This window comes from Streptomyces sp. NPDC059169, assembly GCF_042755225.1.
In the GTDB taxonomy this organism is placed as follows: domain Bacteria; phylum Actinomycetota; class Actinomycetes; order Streptomycetales; family Streptomycetaceae; genus Streptomyces.
On record NZ_JBHZCF010000027.1, the window covers coordinates 1 to 16455 of the forward strand.

At 70.8% G+C, this 16455-nt stretch carries 18 protein-coding genes and 1 pseudogene; 2 read left to right on the top strand and 17 right to left on the bottom strand.

The window, feature by feature from the left end:
* Positions 1-381: pseudogene (locus tag ACFXOM_RS33670) on the top strand (cupin); the annotation flags it as partial.
* Positions 291-1097 carry an aldo/keto reductase gene (locus ACFXOM_RS33675; RefSeq protein ID WP_385041093.1) on the top strand — a complete coding sequence of 269 codons (807 nt, stop codon included), beginning with the start codon at positions 291-293 and terminating at the stop codon, positions 1095-1097. The pseudogene ACFXOM_RS33670 and the gene ACFXOM_RS33675, both read left to right, overlap by 91 nt.
* On the opposite strand, the gene ACFXOM_RS33680 is transcribed toward ACFXOM_RS33675, so the two are convergent.
* The 17 genes from ACFXOM_RS33680 to ACFXOM_RS33760 all read right to left on the bottom strand — a co-directional run bounded on the left by ACFXOM_RS33680 (position 1085) and on the right by ACFXOM_RS33760 (position 16438).
* Complete coding sequence (locus ACFXOM_RS33680; protein ID WP_385041096.1) at positions 1085-1924, bottom strand: hypothetical protein; 840 nt, start codon at positions 1922-1924, stop codon at positions 1085-1087. The genes ACFXOM_RS33675 and ACFXOM_RS33680 overlap by 13 nt on opposite strands.
* Positions 1925-2348: 424 nt before the next feature.
* Positions 2349-3275, bottom strand: a complete 927-nt coding sequence (locus ACFXOM_RS33685) for a hypothetical protein (RefSeq protein ID WP_385041099.1) — start codon at positions 3273-3275, stop codon at positions 2349-2351.
* A gap of 89 nt (positions 3276-3364) precedes the next feature.
* Positions 3365-4732 (bottom strand): DUF317 domain-containing protein, encoded by a 1368-nt coding sequence (locus ACFXOM_RS33690; RefSeq protein ID WP_385041102.1) that lies wholly within the window; start codon positions 4730-4732, stop codon positions 3365-3367.
* A gap of 63 nt (positions 4733-4795) precedes the next feature.
* On the bottom strand, positions 4796-5920 hold the full coding sequence (locus ACFXOM_RS33695) for a DnaB-like helicase N-terminal domain-containing protein (RefSeq protein WP_385041105.1): 1125 nt from the start codon (positions 5918-5920) through the stop codon (positions 4796-4798).
* Entirely contained in the window at positions 5920-7188 is a 1269-nt protein-coding gene (locus ACFXOM_RS33700; RefSeq protein WP_385041108.1) for a DNA cytosine methyltransferase, read from the bottom strand. Before ACFXOM_RS33700 ends, ACFXOM_RS33695 begins: the two co-directional genes overlap by 1 nt.
* Positions 7185-8045: a hypothetical protein gene (locus ACFXOM_RS33705; RefSeq protein ID WP_385041111.1), complete on the bottom strand. Its 861-nt coding sequence runs from the start codon at positions 8043-8045 to the stop codon at positions 7185-7187. Before ACFXOM_RS33705 ends, ACFXOM_RS33700 begins: the two co-directional genes overlap by 4 nt.
* A 191-nt stretch (positions 8046-8236) precedes the next feature.
* The gene (locus ACFXOM_RS33710) at positions 8237-8716 is read right to left on the bottom strand and encodes a hypothetical protein (RefSeq protein ID WP_385041113.1); all 480 of its coding nucleotides are present in this window, start codon (positions 8714-8716) and stop codon (positions 8237-8239) included.
* 535 nt (positions 8717-9251) lie between these two features.
* Positions 9252-9623: a hypothetical protein gene (locus ACFXOM_RS33715; protein ID WP_385041116.1), complete on the bottom strand. Its 372-nt coding sequence runs from the start codon at positions 9621-9623 to the stop codon at positions 9252-9254.
* A 61-nt stretch (positions 9624-9684) separates the two neighbouring features.
* Positions 9685-9972: a hypothetical protein gene (locus tag ACFXOM_RS33720; RefSeq protein WP_385041119.1), complete on the bottom strand. Its 288-nt coding sequence runs from the start codon at positions 9970-9972 to the stop codon at positions 9685-9687.
* The gene (locus ACFXOM_RS33725) at positions 9960-10856 is read right to left on the bottom strand and encodes an alpha/beta fold hydrolase (RefSeq protein WP_385041122.1); all 897 of its coding nucleotides are present in this window, start codon (positions 10854-10856) and stop codon (positions 9960-9962) included. The genes ACFXOM_RS33720 and ACFXOM_RS33725 overlap by 13 nt, the downstream gene beginning before the upstream one ends.
* On the bottom strand, positions 10853-12640 hold the full coding sequence (locus ACFXOM_RS33730; protein ID WP_385041125.1) for a type IV secretory system conjugative DNA transfer family protein: 1788 nt from the start codon (positions 12638-12640) through the stop codon (positions 10853-10855). The genes ACFXOM_RS33725 and ACFXOM_RS33730 overlap by 4 nt, the downstream gene beginning before the upstream one ends.
* A 39-nt stretch (positions 12641-12679) precedes the next feature.
* A complete protein-coding gene (locus tag ACFXOM_RS33735; RefSeq protein WP_385041313.1) occupies positions 12680-13453 on the bottom strand; it encodes a DUF317 domain-containing protein in 774 nt (257 codons plus the stop codon).
* 2 nt (positions 13454-13455) lie between these two features.
* Positions 13456-13752 (bottom strand): hypothetical protein, encoded by a 297-nt coding sequence (locus ACFXOM_RS33740; RefSeq protein ID WP_385041127.1) that lies wholly within the window; start codon positions 13750-13752, stop codon positions 13456-13458.
* Positions 13753-14054: 302 nt separating this feature from the next.
* Complete coding sequence (locus tag ACFXOM_RS33745; RefSeq protein WP_385041129.1) at positions 14055-14879, bottom strand: DUF317 domain-containing protein; 825 nt, start codon at positions 14877-14879, stop codon at positions 14055-14057.
* Positions 14870-15226 carry a hypothetical protein gene (locus ACFXOM_RS33750; protein ID WP_385041132.1) on the bottom strand — a complete coding sequence of 119 codons (357 nt, stop codon included), beginning with the start codon at positions 15224-15226 and terminating at the stop codon, positions 14870-14872. The genes ACFXOM_RS33745 and ACFXOM_RS33750 overlap by 10 nt, the downstream gene beginning before the upstream one ends.
* A 28-nt stretch (positions 15227-15254) precedes the next feature.
* Positions 15255-16058: a DUF317 domain-containing protein gene (locus tag ACFXOM_RS33755; RefSeq protein WP_385041135.1), complete on the bottom strand. Its 804-nt coding sequence runs from the start codon at positions 16056-16058 to the stop codon at positions 15255-15257.
* Positions 16055-16438, bottom strand: a complete 384-nt coding sequence (locus ACFXOM_RS33760) for a hypothetical protein (RefSeq protein WP_385041137.1) — start codon at positions 16436-16438, stop codon at positions 16055-16057. The genes ACFXOM_RS33755 and ACFXOM_RS33760 overlap by 4 nt, the downstream gene beginning before the upstream one ends.
* Between the last annotated feature and the right edge of the window lie 17 nt (positions 16439-16455).

The following is a 16455-nucleotide window of genomic DNA, read 5'->3' on the forward strand; positions in this document are numbered from 1 at the left end:
AGCCCCGAGCGGTACCTGGACGAACTGCGGTCCAGCACCCCGCCCGCACGCCACATGCCGCACGTGGCCGCCTTCGGCCGGCCGGACGGAGTCGCAGCCGTCACCGAGTTCGAACCCTCCATCGTCCGCTCCGGTGACACCGTCCAAGTGTGCGGTGGCGGCAAGCGGCTGACCTTCCACGAGCGCGCAGAACCAAGCCTGCGGGCGCTCCTGTCGGGTCACCCGGTCTACCTCGACGGCGCCCCCGACGACATCATCACTTTGGCCGACTTGCTGATCACGGAGGGGCTGTGCGAACCGCTGACGGAACTATCGTCCTCGGGCTACACCGGTCTGGTCACGCCCGTGACCTACTCGAAGCAGCCGCCGACCTCGGCGTAACACGCCTCGACACCGCGTCCAACTACCTCCGCCATCGTTCCCACGAGGTCCTGAAGAGGACGGCCGGCGATCTTCTGCCGAAATTCTCGGTCTCCACCAAGGTCGGGTTCTTCCCCGAGGGACACAGCCTCGCTCCCGCCCGGCTCCGCAGAGCCGCCGAGCAAGCCATCAAGGACCTGGGGCGGGAGCCTGATCTGGTACTTCTCCACAACCCAGAACACTCGGCACCCGACGCCGAAACGCTGGAACAGGCGTGCACGGCCCTGGCCGATGCAGCACAGGCCGGGCTCTGCCGTTCCTGGGGCGTCTCGACCTGGGATCCGCGCTCGCTCCTGGACTTCGACGTGCCAAGCCCTGATGTCCTTATGGTCCGAGCGGGGCTGCTGGTCGGGGTCGACGTCCTCGATGCGGCCGAGGCCCTGGTCATGGGGTGGTGCCCGTCGCAGGTGTGGGGCATGAGCCCCTTCGGCGGAAGTACGGCCGAGGCGGTGTGGGAACGCTTCGATCCGAGGATCTTCCTGCGAAACTCCCCGCCGGCCACGAAGATCCAGGCCGCCTTCCGATCCTCCTACGGCCTGCCCCGGGTCGACGCGGTCGCGGTCGGCACGGACGACGTCGACCATCTGCGGGAGCTGACCGAGGCCCTGGCGTACGAGGTCGACGAGAACGTGGTCCGGGAGTACAGACAGCTCCTCAAAGCCCGTCAGGCCGCCTGAAGTTCCTGCAGCAGCTGCTCCGCCGTCTTCCGCGCGGGGACCAGGCGGGGGTCCTCAGGATCGGCGTAAGGGCCGAGGATCTTCGCGGCGACGAACAGCGTCATCAGCATGCCGTCCCGGCTCTCCAGGTCCTCACGCCGCTCGCTGCGGACGCGGTCGGCCAGAGCCGGGACGGCGAGGGAGGCCCCCCACAGACTTGCCGCGTCCAGGCCGCGGGGGGCCATGCCCCAGTCCTCCCAGTCGAACACGCAGAACACCGGCCCCGTGATATTCGCCCAGTTGAAATCCGCATGGGCCGGCCGCCACTCGGCCACGGCCGTATCGACACCCGGGAACACGCTGTGGATCGTTCCCGTGACCAGTTCCTGCGTGAGGGTCTCGGTATCCGATGTCGCGATACGGTTGGTGTGCTGCGCGGCCAGCGCATCCAGCGAGGTGCTCAGCGCCTTCCACCACTCCTCGGGCAGCTGTGGATCCTCCGCCACCACGGCGCTGCTCACCGGCGCCGCCGGCAGCAACCCCGTCTCGTCCGCCCGCCACATCACCAGCTCCGTGTCGTCCCGCCACGCGACGCCTGTGAGCCAGGCAGGTTTCGCGATCCCGCGAAGAGCCTCGGCGGACGCGGTGCCATCCCCTCCCTGGACCCCGATCCGATCGAGTCCACGACGCTCGATCCGCACCCACGTATCGCGGTCCGTACGCGCCCCCACAGACCGGCGCTTACGCACTACAGCCTCCCGGCTCAGGCGCACCCCAAGCGACCGTTCGACACGGTCCAGCACGGCTTCCACGGGCTCCTTGCGCAGATCCACTGAACGCGGTGTCATGCGCCCGAACGTACCAAGTCCCAGCCCCGCTACGAGCGAGATTCGGGGCAAGGCGTAGCCGGTCGTAGCGCCGAAGAGACCGATCCCGTGCTGCCCCTCCAGGCGAGGCACGGGTGGGGGCCAGTCTTGGGTTCGGTGGGGACGCGCCCCGAACGGGAACAGACGAGTCGTAGCGACACCAGCGACCCACCAGTCGACCTCACCGACGGCGTTCGAATGGTGCTGGACGTGGGCCAAGAGGCGGTCCCAGTGCCGTCCGCCGACCGGCGGCAGGCGGACGACCATCCAGCGGGAGAGGGACCGCAGTCGGGGTCTTCGACCCGGTCGCAGCCGAGGGGTACGGGGTGTAGAGGCCGGGGCTTCGTCGGTCGTGGACGACCGGTGCGATCAAGGCGATAGCGGACACGAGGAACGGTAGTGCGGATCATGGTCCGGGCTTGAACATGTCGATGATCGGCAGGTACCGGTGCCAACGCCGCCCGAACAGGACCAGCAGCACCAGTACTGCCATCGCGACGATCACAGCGCCTGAGGCTATGTCGGGAAGATTCAGCAAGGAGACAGCGACGGCCCCGCCGGCGATCACCACCACGGTGACGCCCACGAGAATCGGTTCGCGGTCACGTACGGGTTCAAGGTCCGAAATCGACCCCACTGGCAGCAGGGTTGCGACCTTGCTACTCGTGTACTGCTCCGCGATCGTCGCTACCAGTCCCGCCAACTCCTCCAATGCGTGCTGCGAATGGTCGCCGTGCATCTCTTCCTCAACTGTGCGGAGTTTGGCGACCACCTGCCCGGCATGGCGCCGCAGGTTTGCGTTAGGAGGGGAGAAGGACAGCACTGACCCACGCCTGCGATACGCCGCCAGCACATCGCCCTCCAGTCTCCGGAGGCTCCTCGACACCTCGACCAGAGCCTCGTGCCGGCGGTCTCCGCCGCGCCTGTGGGCCTCGGCGCAACTCTCGATCACCTCGGCGCAGAGCCAGGCCAGGCGATTGCGGCGTGTCGTACATGCCGAGCCCCTTGTTTGCCCGACGATCACCGCCAAGACCATCCCGACCCCGAGGAAGGCCAAGATGACCCTGTCATGGAGGAGTTCCTCCGGCCACCAGAGGGCCGCTGCCTCGAAGCTCAGGAACAGCCACGCGACCAGACCCCAGGCTTGCAGGTTGATGAACCAGCCCAATCCCGCAGCATCGTGCTTGCGCAGGGCCACGCGGAATCCGCGCGGTATCGGCCACCAGTCGTATCCGAGGCGATCGAGCGCTGCGCGCAGATCGGCCACCTGCTTGTCCATCCGGCGTCGGGCACGAGTGCGCCGTACTCGACGAATCCCATTGACCATGATCATGGCAGGTGAGGATGTCACGCGGCGCTGACAATCGGCGGACATTAAGGTGCTCGGCACGGGTGGACAACGTCGATGCCTAGTGGCCCGACTCAGCGAATGCGGCTGCTCGTGTGGCTAACCGTTGCTGGCGGGATAGATGGCGGTGTGCTGCTAAGTCGCGCGCGTGCGGTCCGTGCGGCGCTGGGCTGGCGTGTACCGGTTCCGTGGGCAAGGTCTTCGGTGAGGTCGGCGAGCAGCGAGCTGGGGGTGTTCGGGGACGCCGTGAGCGTCCAGGTGGGATGGTCGATGCTGGGGCCGGCCCAGACGGTCCACGTGGCCAGGGTGCTGTGCCGCGTCTGGGCGACGAAGGCGTCGAACTGGACGCCGGCGTCCCCGGCCAGGTTCGTCCAGCGGATCCAGCGGCCGTCGACGGTGTGCTTCCATCCGGCGTCGGTGAGGGGCCGGGTGGCGGCGGTGACGGCTTGCTCGTCGACCGCACCGCCGATGGCTGTACCCCAACTCTCTTCGTGGGCGAGGTGGTGCAGCAGCGTCTGGAGCACGGGGGCTGGGGTGGCGCCGGTCGCGGTGAGGTGCCACATTCGTTCCGAGACGGGGGTCTCGTACGCAGCCACGGTCCAGGCGGTATCGCGGGGGTGGGCTTCGTGGACGTGCTCGATGCGCAGGGTCTGGGCTTCGTGGATCGCGTGGGTGGTGTCGTCGGACCAGGTCCTCCACTTCTCCCAGTCGCCGTGTGCGGCGAGGAACAGGTCGAGGATGGAGTCGTGGTCGCCGGGGTCGGCGGCGTAGGCCGGCACGATCTCCGGCTTCTGGGCGGCGGGCGCCGGGTGTGCGGCTGGTGTGACGAGGGTGGTGCGGGCGTCGGCGGCGTGGCGCTCGGTGTCGGTCAGCGGTGCGGGGCCGGGACGCATGGTGTCGCCGTGGAGGCGTTCGAAGGCTGTCAGGGCCTGGGCGAGTGAGTCGTAGGTGTCGGCGACCTGCCGCAGGTGGTTCTCGCCGTGCAGGTAGACACTCTTGCCGCTGTCGGGGTAGGTGCCGACAGCCACCATGGTGCCGCTGTCGTCAGCATGAGCGTGGATGATCAGGCGCCCGCGACGGATGTCGTCGTAGATCTTCTGGGCTTCGCTGGAGACCTCCCGGATCTCGTCTCGGCTGCACCAGGGCATCGGATAGTTGGCCCAGGTCCACTCCTCGTCGATCGCCTCGCGGAGCCGGGGGTTGATCTCGGTGGTGATTCCATCCGCTGTCATCGCCTGAGCGGCCTTCTCGGCCCAGTAGGGCTCCTCGTGGTCGATGCGGGCCATGACCAGGGTGTGCTCGTTGACGGCTTCGAAGCCGCGGGCGGTCAGCAGAGCGCGGGCGAGGTGTGGCCGGGGGCCGGTGACCGTGGCGGTTACGGCGCTGGGGTGTATGGGGTGGGTGTCGAGGCGGACATGCGCGTCGGTGGCGGGTGTCGGCACGAAGGGGCGCTCGTTTCTGCCGGTGGCCGGGCCGTAGGGGTCCGGCCACCGGCGGGGTCGGGGTCAGCGGGAGATGCGCGCAGCGGGTGGCGCCGTGGACGGCGGCGGGCCGGCCCGGGGCGGGGGCGTTGCCCTGGCCCGTGCGGGCTTGGTCGTGGGTGCGGGTGAGGTGGCGTGCTGCCAGCGGGTGCGTACTGCGGACAGGTCGGCGAGCGCGCGGCGGCTGCCGATGACGAGCTGATACGGCGTTGTTGCCGGGTCGTCGGTGAACGCCTCGATGCGGCGGCCTACCTGGTGCGCGGTCGTGAGGACGGCGCGCTGGAGGATCTGTTCGCCCCAGTGCTGCGGGCAGCCGGCCGGTGTTCCGAGGAGGTCGAGCAGTTCCCTGGGTTCGACGCCTGCGGTGAGCAAGTGGCGCTGCTGTGCTTCCCACAGCACGGTGACCGGGTCGACGGGGGCCCGGCGCCGGGTCAGGGCGGTCAGGCACTGCCACAGCCCGGCGTGCAGAGGGTGAGTGAAGTCGTCCGGGGTCAGCCACCGCATCTGTTCGACGTCCGTGGGGTGCGCTGTCGCGGTGGCGAGCAGCAGCCGCTCCTCGTCGACCGCCTCCTCGACGTCGTACGGGGCGGTGGTCGGCGCGGGTTGGGGGGTGCGGGGCAGGGAGCCGGCGTGCGAAGGGAATCGCGCTGCGAGGTCGTCCACGACGCCGGCGAGGGCGTCGGCTTCTGCGAGGGTGGTCGCGACCGGGTGCGGGAGCGAGGTGTCCCGCGCGGTCTGAACGAGGCGCTGGCCGCCGGCACGCAGGCGCCGACGGGCGTGCTCTGCCTCGATGATCCGCGCGTACGCGGGCGCGTGCCGCGGCCAGGGGCAGACCTGGATCAGAGTGTGGAGGTAGGAGGCGGTCAGACCGCGGGCCTGCTCGCGAGCAGCGGTGAGCACCATGTCGAGCCACCTGGCGTTCCGTGCGTGCTGGACTGGATCGGGGACCGGCAGGGAGCGGATCGCGGCGAACAATGCGGCGTGCGCGGCGGTGGAGAACGCGTCCGGACCCATGCCGGGCACGTCGCCCAGGCGCTGGGGCTCGAGGAGGAGGGCGCCGAGGAGGGCCTGCTCGGCGTAGTACACCGGCTGCGGCGGCGGGACGGTGTCGAGGTCGTCGTCCTCGTAGGGGTCGGAGGTGGGTGCCATCAGGCGGCCAGGGTGAAGTCGTCGGGGTTGAGGGTCCGGTTGAGGTGAGGGGCGAGGAGGTGGCCGGCGAGCAGCGGAGGTACGGCGTTGCCGATCTGGGAGAACTGCGGGCCCTTGTTGCCGGCCCAGGGGTAGTCGGCGGGGAAGGTCTGCAGCAGGCCCGCTTCTCGGGCGGTGATCCGGATCGGCTCCGGCGTGGCCTGGGGCTCTGTGTCCGACTGGTAGGCGCGAGGTTCGGCGATCCAGGTGCACTCGTTCGCGCGGTGCCCGAAGAGCAGCGTCCCGGCCGGCTCCTCGATGGACCGGACGGTGGCATTGGCCTGGTTGTTGCTGCGCAGGGACCACGACCACCGGTGCGCTTCAGCGGTGAACGTGGGTGCTGGGGCGTCGGCGGGCCGGTTGTCGCGTGTGCCGTGCCGGGCTGCCCAGCCGGCCCCTTCCCTGCGGGACCGCAGGACGATTCCGTCCGGCCGGGGCGTCCAGGTGCCGCGGTCGCGCGCGTCGGAGAGTATCTTGCGGGAGCCGGAGGGGAAGGGCTCCGGTCCGCCGCCGGGGCCGCCGCCGGCGCACACGGTGGGAACGGGCCGGTCGGTCGCGCCCCAGCCGAGGGCCTCAGCCATGGAGACCCACCGGGCGCGGCCCGGCCCGAACAGCGACTCGGGCTCCGGGAGCTTGGCGTGGGTCGGGGGCGGGGGCTCGGCGGGGCGGACCCGTGAGGCGAGCAGGATCGCCCGCTTCCTTGTCTGGGGGACGCCGTAGTCGGCGGCGTTGAGGATGCCGGTCCAGACGGAGAATCCCCAGCGGCGCAGGATCGCCGCGTATTGCTTCCACAGCGGCAGGACGTCCGGTACTTCCTCCATGGCGACCCACTCCGGCTCCCCGGCCGCGTTCAGGGCGTGGAGGTAGCGCATGGGCTCGGCGGCCAACAGCGAGCGCTCGTCCCGGCAGGCGGCGAGGAGCTGCTCGCGGGTGTCGCGTCCGGCGGCGAGGTCGGCGACCGCCTGGTGCACCAGTGGCTGGTCCACCAGTCCGAGGCGCTTGCCGGCCATCGACCACGCCTGACACGGCGGAGACGCGATCAGTCCTTGCGTCCGGCCGACCCACGGCCATGCCGGATACATCGCCACGTCGGTCCGGATCGTCAACTGCCCGGTCGCGGCGCGGGTTTTGCACGCCCACTCGTCCCACTCCAGGCCGACGTCCCGTACGCCGAGCACGGTCAGCGCGTGACTCCAACCTCCCGGACCCGCGAAGAGGTCCAGTATCAAGAAGCCAGCCCGAAGTCGTCCTGCACCGGCTCGGCGTCACCGCGGCATGCCCAGGGAGAGCAGCCGTCGACCGCGCCCTGCTCCAGCTCATTGGCGTCGGTCAGCTCGTGCTGGCGGGCGGCCCACTCGGCTGCGGTGACGTGGTCGATCGGCGCCTCGCTCAGCGGCACCCGGGAGCGGTGGAGAAACGCCTGCCCGAGCAGCGGGTTGCCGCTCTCGTTCGCGCGGGCGTTTCCCTGCCGGATGGCGGCGTCGAATTCCACGACGTCCCGCCACTCGTCCGGGCTGCTGTCGCGGATTTTCCGCCACTGCGCATTTCCGTGGAAGGGGCAGCCGAGACAGCTCGATTTGGGCGTGTCCGCCAGGCCCAGCGAGGTGAGGTGGCGGACGCAGTCGCTGCGCGACCAGCCCAGGTCGAGGAGTGGATGCCGGTTGCGCATGTACCGGACGTCGGCGTCCTTGGCGCGGTGGAATTCGTCGGTGGAGATGCCGACCCACTGCTCGACGAACACGCCCTTGGGGATGCGCTGTGGGTACGGGTATCCGAGAAGTTCGCGGACCTTTTTCTTGATTGGCTTGATTTTATATTCGCCCGTGCATTGCCGCCGGGTCATGCCTTGCTTCCCGTCCTTGTTCAGGATGTAGAGCGGCATGGACGCGAATCGGTGATGCGGGTCGAGTGCGTCGTTTCGGATGTTACCGGAGGACACTCGCAGGACGGGTATTCCGGCGGGTTCGGCTATCTCCTTTTCCAGTCGGTCGAGGTGTGCGTATACGGCGGCGGGTTCCCATCCGGTGTCGGCGAAGATCGCGTAATCGACCTTGGGGAGAATCCCCTCGGCGGACAGGGCGAGCATGCTGCTGGACTGAATTCCAGCGCCCAGGGATATAGCGCGGAACTGCGGGGTGGAGGAAATAGTGGTTCCTGGCAGGTGAGACGGCGGGGGCGGGGGGTAAGGGGCACGGGCGTCGCCGCTGGGCTCGGCAGGGTCGGCACAACGGAGGCGTTGCACAGCGGCGGCCCGTGCCTTCAGGTCGCCAAGGGGCGCTAGCGTTGGCGGCCCGGCGGTGGCGCCGTGGTGCGTGCGTGAGCAGCAGCCATCGGCGGAGGGGTCTGCTGCGGCGGCGATGAGGCCGCGTTGGGCGGCGCATCGGTGAACACGGGGGCGACGTTTTCGAGGGCATCGGCGATCTGCTCGGCGTGGTCGTGCGCTTGGCGGAGCTGGGCGGCGGCGTGTGAGGGGAGGCGGTCCCACTGGGCTTCGTACTGGAAGCGCTGGAGGATCTCGGCGGCGTTGCGGAGCTGGTCGGCGAGCCGCTGCAAGATTGCTGCCCTCTGCTCTCCGGTGCGCGCGGAGTGCGTGGCCTGTAGGAGGGCGTCCAGCGCGGTGGGCAGCGGGTCGGGATCCGCGGGCAGACCGTAGAGCTGGGCGTGTAGCACCTGGGCCAGCGAAGTGGCCGGCCCTCCGGTGGACTTGTGGCCGAACTCGGCTGCCGCCTGGGGCCGGACGCGGAAGCTGACGATCACGTCCCGGGGTGAGGCGTTGGGGTCGATCCGGTGGGCGAGAGCGAGAGCGAGGGCGAGGTCATGAGGTGTGAGGGCTTCGGAGGACGTGGCAACTCCAGGGGTCCGGGGCGGTGGCGGTGTGGGGCGGGGACGGGCGGGCGGCCTGCAGTCAGGCGGCTACCGGACGGTGACCCGGCAGGTTGGGGAGCGGAGCCTGTGGCGTCGGCGGGCAGATGTGCGTCCGTCTCAGCGGCGGCGCGCGGAGGGGAGCTGTGCGGCTGTCGGTAGCGCGGCGGTTCGCGGCTGATGTCGGGCCCTGGCTGTGGTGCGGCGGGCCTCGCGCGTTGCGGCGAGGTAGTGCGGCAGAAGGCGATCGGCGACACGCCAGGCTGGGCGGCGGGGATCGGCATGGGCGCCGATCACGGGTGGGGCAGGGAGCCGGTCGGCGGTGTCCTCGTGGATGTCGGCGGGGATGAGCGGGCAGACCAGGAAGCGGCTGGCCCGGTGGTTGACGATGTACAGCTGCAGGCCGTCGGCGTTCTGCAGAACGGCGTCGTCAACGGTGGGACGGCCGAGCGAGGGGGCGGGGCTCGCCGGCGGTCCAGACCCGGTCGGCCCTCAGTGCACGGTCGGCCCAGGTTCCATGGCGCTGGTAGTCGAGGCTCCACTCCCCTGGCAGCCGCGCGGCCAGGCCGGCGGCGAAAGAGGCCAGGGCAGGAGGCCGGGCGCGACCGCTCAGCGAGTCCGCGGTCAGGCAGGGGACGCCGCAGTCGACTCGGACGCTCTCGCCGATGGCGTAGAGATTCGCCTTCGTCATGACCACGACGCCGAGCCTGTCGGCGTCGCTCATCTCGTCTGGCAGCGCGTACACGTGGAGTCCGAGCGCGTCGGCGGGCTGCCAGCCGTATCGCAACAGGACCTCGTGCACGTGCGGTTGATGCGCCGTCGCCGTCACGACAGGCGAGGGCAGGTGGATCTCAACATCCGGCTTATGGGCGTGCTCGCCGGGGCCGTCGAGCGGCGGCGTGCACAGGTAGGCGATGTCGGGGGGTGTAACGCAGGAGCGTGTCGTACACCTCGCCGACGGCGTCGAGGTGATGCTCCGGGGAGGTGCCGAGGGGCAGCTGGTAGAGCAGTTGGCCCTGGTACTCGCGGGGTGTGAAGCCCGCGCTGGCGAGGATCGTGTGGGCTTGAGGCAGGTCGCTGTTGACGACGGCGAAGGTGCCGCCGGTGTCGGTGGTGCCGAACGTGATGTCGGCGTGGTCTAGGAGACCCAACGGGAAGACTCCGATCCGCAGGTGAACAGGGCGGCGGCGCGGCGGGTGATTCGGTCGGTGACCAGCTGTGCGTGACGCAGGGGCAGCGAGTGGGTGGCGTCCGGGACGATCTCCAGCTGGGCGTCGGGCAGCAAGGCGGCCAGGCGCCGGGTCTGTTCGGGCGGGATGTGCGTGTCCAGGCTCCCGGCCAGAAGGTGGACCCGATTGCCGAGGTGCTGCAGCAGACGGGGGTCGGGCTGCTGGCCGGCGAGGTCGTGCCACAGGGCCGCGATGTCGCTGGTCGCTGTGGCGTGCAGGCCCTTCCGGCACGACGGGGGCAGCCCGTCGGATGCGGGGTGGGTGTCTGGCCGTAGGGCCCACCGGCTGTTGGTGGGAAGACGTCGCCGGGTGGCGTCGAGCAGGTGCGGCGTGTGCGTGCACGCGGACGCGAGCAGGTTGCGGCTGAGGGTGAGGAGCGACTGGGCCGGGCCGGTGCCGGTGCGGGTGCTGATCCCGCCGTACGGGGGTGAGATCAGCAGCAGTCCGCGGAGGCGTGGCGCGCGTTCGCGGTGGCGCGCGACGAGGCGCATGAGGGTCATCGCTCCCATGGAGTGGCCGGCGAGCAGCAGTGGTCCGCGTGGCGCCGTCGTCGCAAGGACGTGGGCGAGGTCGTCGGCCAGCTGGTCCAGGCCCAGCGCGGCGGTGCCGCGGGTGGAGCGGCCGTGGGCGCGCTGGTCGTAGCGCACGACGCGGATCCCTTGACCGGCCAGGAGCGGTACGTGCGAGCGCCACAGGTCCGCGGTGACCGACAGCCCGTGGACGAGGACTGCCGTCGTAGGGGCGTGTGCGGGACCGTCGATGTAGGTGGCGAGCCGGGCTCCGTCCGGGAGCCGTATCGGGTTCATGCTGCGGTCCCGAAGTCGGTCTGCCGCGGTGCGTGCTTGGCGACGGCTCGCTTGGTGATGCCGTCGGAGGCGCGCTTGGAGGCGGCGGACAGTTCGGCGGCACCGGGCTCCAGGTACCAGGGGCGCAGGTCGAGCATCGCGGCGCGCATGCCGGTGGCGAAGCACAGCGCGGTGCCCTTGGGCAGGGCGCGGATCGCGTCGGCGGGCAGGATCCGCTCCTGCCGCATCGACACGGAGGTCGACTTGCCGGACTCGGAGTGGGACGTACTGGTGGTCTCGACGTCGTGGTCGCCGATGAGACGGGAGAGCTTGTCGGCGAAGTCGGGGTCGTCGATGCCGGAACCGATGACCTTGACGGTGGAGGCGGACCACATGGCGTCCATGCCGGCGTCGCCCCAGACCTTCTGGCCTTGGCGGTAGGACTGGAGGATGGTGATCGGGATGATCCCGCGGCTGCCGAGGTGGGAGTACAGGTCCGGTAGGTCCGAGATTTTGCAGACGTTGGCGGCCTCGTCGAGGATCGCGAGCATCGGCGGGTCGAGGCGTCCGCCGGCGCGCTCGGCCTGTGCGGTAGCGGCCCGCATCACCGAGTCCGCGCACGCGGCGATCAGCGCGGAGGCTCCGCCGCCGTCCTTCGACAGCAGGTAGAGCGTGTCGGTGGAGGTCACGAACTCGGGCGGCCGGAACTCGGGGACGTCCTTCTGCGGGGTGACCCACGCGGCGATCTCGGAGTTGAGCAGCGCGGCGGCGTACTGGCGGGCCGTCTCGTAGATGCCGTCCCGTGTCTCCGGCGGGCCTTCCACGGTGCCCTTGAGCTGTGCGGCGACGGCGCTGAAGCCGTGATCACGGAGGATGTCGAGGGGGGTGCGGTCGGCGGGGAAGGCCAGCCACTGCATCACGTCGGTGATCGGCCGGTTGTCCAGCGCGGCGGCGAGGAAGAGCTGCGACAGGATGTTGGATCCGGCCTTGGACCAGAAGTCGCCCTGCTGGCTCGCGTCTACGGAAGCGGCGAGGAAATGGCCGGCAAGGCGGCCCGCTCCGTCGAGGGTCTTGGCGTCGGCAAGGGGGTTCCACCACATCGAGCGTTCGGCGTGGGCGATCTGCTGCGGGTCCATCGACCAGGCCCGCCCCACTGCCGACCGTGCGTCGAGGGTGGCGGTGTAGGCATCGCCGGCGGCCTTGTTCGAGGTGAGCAGGACCGGGCCGGGGGCCGCGAGGATCGAGGGGATGGCCAGCGACGTGGTCTTGCCGGAGCGCGGGGCCATGATCGCGACGGCGACGTCCTCGTATCCCATGCGGACCTCGTGGCGCGTGCCCTGCAGGTTGCCGAGGAGGATGCCGGTGTCCTTGGCGTCGATGTGCTTGGCCGTCTTCAGGCTCGGGCGCAGGGCGCGGGCCTTGGCGGTGATCGCCTTGGCCATCAGCGGCTCGATGTCCCGGGCCTTGGCCATGCCGGTGATCTTCTTCTTCCGGCCGCTGCCGCTGACCTTGTGACGAGACCACAGGACGCCGGCCACGGCGCCGAGCGCGATCTGGGCGGCGATCGGCACGATCCGGGCGCCGACCAGCAGGGACGTTTCTCCGATGTGGGGCCAGAGCTGGTCGGGGTGGAGCAGGGCGGCGGTTGGCTGGTAGGGCGCCCAGTCGTTGCCGGTCAGCCACGCGGTGATGTTGCCGGACAACCAGGCGAGGTGGGACAGCGGGATGACGATGCCGAGGACGCCGAGCAGGAGGCGGAAGGCGATGTCGTATCCGTCGGAGGAGTTGTTGGTGGAAGGAGGCAAGGGGGATGTGTGCTTCCGGGTGGGGGAGGGCGGTGGCGGTCAGCGGGTGCGGCCCGGGCTGGCCGGAGGGCGTCGCGGGTTCGGCGACTTCGCCGGTGGCGCCGGGCGGCGTGCCGCGAGTACGCCGACGCGGTCTTCCAGCGCGGCGGCGACCTGCACGGCGGGCAGTTCCCGTTGCGTGCGGGTGACGAGCTTGGTGCCGTAGGCCGGGATGCTGACCGGCGTGCCGGTGCGCGGGAGCGGGCTGGGGTCGGCGAGCGCGCGGGTAAACGCGGCGATCAGGTGCGGCGGGGCGTGCTCGCCGAAGCGGGCCTGCCATACCGGGCCCTCGGTCTCGCTGAGGGTGGTGGTGGCCCACCCGGACGTTGCACTGACATAGCGCTCGACGTGAGCCTTGCCGTCGGGCGAGACAAGCCCATCCCGGCCGGGCGCCGGCATCCAGCCGGCGTCCAGAAGAGGCTCGTACGGGTCTGCGCTCGCAGCGTGGTGTGCCGCGGGGTCGGTCAGGGCGTCGATGAAGCCGGCGATGATCTCGACGGGGGTGCGTGCGCCGAAGCTCGCGTACCAGGCGGGCCGGTCCGGCTGGTGGGCGTGGTGGAGGGTCCACCACTGCCCGTCGGGGTCGGGCTCCAGTCGTAGCAGGGCCTTCTGGTCGGGGCTGGAGAGGATGACGCGCGGCATCAGGGGGTCGTGGCCGTAGCTCCAGCCGCAGGCCCGGTGCAGGGGGACGGTGACCCAGGCGGGGTCCCCGCCGCCGGCCAGGTGACGCGGCGCGATGAAGTTGACATCGACGATCTCGGGGGTCTTGAGCATGGTCACTTCCGCACCGTGTAGGTCCGGCCGGACGCGGGGACCGTGGTCGCGGTCGGCGGCGGGGCCAGGGTTGAGGGGGCGTGCCGGGCCGCAGAGTTGATGTCGAGGACGGTCTGGCCGTGGCAGGCCCAGTCGTCGAGGTAGCTCCACGATTCGGCGTGGTACTCCGCGAGAGCGTCGTCGTAGGCCGGGGTGCCGGGCCGGGCGGCGACGGGGAGGCTGTCGCGGGTCTGCAGCCACTCCTCACGCAGAGCGTCAAGGCGGTCCAGTGCATCCCGTAGGACGCCGAGCTGCCACACCCAGTGGTTCTGCGCCGCGCGGGCGGGGAGTTGGGCGAGCTGGGTCTCGGCGGTGGCCAGCAGCTGGCGGGCGCCGGCGTGGACGGTTTCGAACGCTTCGGCGGTGTCGGCGTCGCGCTGGCTCTGGCGGAGTCCGTAGGCGTGGTCGTCGTAGGGCCATCCGTCGAGGCCGGTGTGCTCGTCGGAGTAGGCGTCCCAGGCGTCGAGGATCTTCTTGCTGTCGCGGACGAAGCCGTCGAGGTGGCGCAGGAGTGCGCGGTGGGCGGAGGGATCGAAGGAAATGGTGGGGTGTCCTGTCGGGGTCAGCGGCGAGCGGGTGAACGGACGGTGCCGGCCCTCGGCGGCGCCGTCACGGCGTCCAGCCGGTGCCGACGGTGTGCGGCGCGTGCCTGCCGGCGGATGCCGGCGAGTCGGGCGGTGTGCGCTTCGACGATCTGCTCGGGTGTGAGCGGGCTCGGTTTCTGCACGACGCTGTGGTGGGCGGTTCGGTCGTACATGCCGCGCTGCAGCGGGGCGGTGTCGGCGAGCGCGGTGACGAAGGCGCTCACCAGATGGGCAGGGGTGCGGCCGTCGAACCAGGCGTGCCAGATCCGGCGGCCCATCGCGGTGCCGTGTCCCGGCTCACAGGTCTCCACATGCCAGTACGCGGTGCTCTCGCCCCGCTCGGAGCGTTGCTCCACGTGGCACATGGCGTCAGGGGTGTGAGCAGCGTTGTGTCCGTCGAGCAGCCAGCCCGCCGACTCCAGCACCTGGAACGGTTCGATGCGCTGGGCCGGGGTGGGGGCGATGAGGGCGTCGGTGAGTCCGCTGAGGATCTCGGCGGGGACGAGTTCACCGAATTCGGCGTACCAGCCCGGCTCGGTGTCGGTGGGCTCGGCCCGCAGCCGCCACCATGCGGAGGTGGCGGACTGCGGGTCGAACTGCAGGCTGTGACGGTGGTCGGGGCCGCGCAGGACGATCTCGGGGCTCAGCGGGTCGGACGTGCGGGTCCATCCGGCCGCGGCCAGACCGTGGGTGACGTGGCGGGCGTCCCCGGGGCCGGCGAGGTGACGGGGGGTGGTGTCGAACGGGATCCGCCAGGCGTGCGTGTCGGCGAAGGCGGCAAGCTGCCGTTCGCTCACCGACACCGGCCGCACCCCGACACGTCAGAAGGAGTGCTGTCGAAGTGATCGCGGAAGCCGTCGAGGACGTAGTGGAGGACGTGCTGGTCGGACTGCTCCCACGCCGCGGTGCGCAGCTCTGCGATCAGGAGGTCGGTTTCTGCGGTGCGCGGGATGGCCGGGTGGTCCTGCAGAGTGCGGGCGAGGGTGCGCAGGATGTCGGCCAGCTGAACGGGCACGCCCGTGTACTCGTCCAGCAGCGGCTCGACGAGCGCGAGCGCCTTGGCCGGGTCGGGGTGCTCGCGCAGGTACTCGGTGAGGTCGGTCAGGGTTTCGGTAGCGGTGCGGATGGCGTCCGGGGTCAGTGCGGGCACAGGGCTCCTTGGGTCGTCGGGGGTGGGTTCAGCGGCGGGCGCGGGCGCCGCCGGCGGTGGCGTGGGGGCGGGTCGTGGTGCGGGGCCGGCCGGCGGCCCAGGAGTTGCGGGCCCAGGTGGCGGCGCGGGCGGCGGTGATGCGGGCCTGCTGCCAGGCGCTGAGCTGGGAGGGCAGGACGGAGACGGACGTGGTCCGGATCTGTCCGCTGTGCGGGACGCGTCCTCGCGGGCGCATCACGCGCTCGGGGCTGGCGAGCGCGGCGGAGAAGGCTTGCACGAGGTGCATCGGGGTGGTGGCGGTGAAGCTGGCGGTCCAGCCGTTGCCTTGCTGGTCCTTGGCGCCGGACCACCACATCGCCTCGCCGTTCGGGTCCTGGTGGAACTGCATCCACGCCGATCCGTCGGGACTCACTGCGGTGACGTGCTCAGCGTTGGGCGGGGTGCGCCAACGCTGTTCGTGCAGAGGTGCCCAGACGTTGGGGGCGTGGGCGGAGCGGGGGCGGGTCAGGGCATCGGTCAGACCGGCGACGATCTCCACCGGGGTTTGCCGGCCGAGGTTCACCCGCCACTCCTCCTGGTGCCCGGCCGCCTTGCCGTGGATCGTCCACCCGCCCGGCAGCACGTAGGGGTCGTAGGAGATACGGACCGTACGGTCGGGACTCTCCAGGAAGAGCGGACCGCCGCTCTTGGACTTGTCACGCCAGCCGGAGGCGCGCAGGAACTCCGAGACGTGGCGCAGGTCGCCGCCGCCGGCCAGCGCACGGGGTTCGACCAGGTAGTGCTGTTCGGCCTGCTCGCCCGGGCCCCAGCCCTGCCACTGCTTCTTCTTCACCGGTGCCGCCGGATGACAAGTGGGGCAGGGGACGACGGCTTCGCCGGTTCGGTGCGGGGACGGTCGCCGACGTGCTGGAGAGTCTCGCGGTGTTCGTCCAGGTCGTCGCCGATGGCGTCGAGTTCGTTCGTGGCCCGCCCCAGGGCGAGCCACACCTCGGGCGGCAGCCCGCCGCGCTCGGCCTGGACCTTGGCGAACATGCTGCTGACGGCAACGAGGTGCGTGACGCCGCCGAGGACGCCGTCGGCGGGGTCCACGACGCGTGCGATCACCTGCGTGGCCTTGTGAGGGGGAAGTATGGCGAGCTGGTCGGCGAGCTGGCCGAGCTGACGGGCGATCTCGTCGGCCAGCCGCACCTGGTACGGGGTGGGGTGGGGCATGCTCCTCCAGGACGGGT

Bases quoted from the DNA above. Each gene is read 5' to 3' on its own strand.
- ACFXOM_RS33680 (WP_385041096.1), bottom strand. From the start codon at position 1,924: ATGACACCGCGTTCAGTGGATCTGCGCAAGGAGCCCGTGGAAGCCGTG.
- ACFXOM_RS33685 (WP_385041099.1), bottom strand. From the start codon at position 3,275: ATGATCATGGTCAATGGGATTCGTCGAGTACGGCGCACTCGTGCCCGA.
- ACFXOM_RS33695 (WP_385041105.1), bottom strand. From the start codon at position 5,920: ATGGCACCCACCTCCGACCCCTACGAGGACGACGACCTCGACACCGTC.
- ACFXOM_RS33705 (WP_385041111.1), bottom strand. From the start codon at position 8,045: ATGCTCGCCCTGTCCGCCGAGGGGATTCTCCCCAAGGTCGATTACGCG.
- ACFXOM_RS33725 (WP_385041122.1), bottom strand. From the start codon at position 10,856: ATGAACCCGATACGGCTCCCGGACGGAGCCCGGCTCGCCACCTACATC.
- ACFXOM_RS33735 (WP_385041313.1), bottom strand. From the start codon at position 13,453: ATGCTCAAGACCCCCGAGATCGTCGATGTCAACTTCATCGCGCCGCGT.
- ACFXOM_RS33760 (WP_385041137.1), bottom strand. From the start codon at position 16,438: ATGCCCCACCCCACCCCGTACCAGGTGCGGCTGGCCGACGAGATCGCC.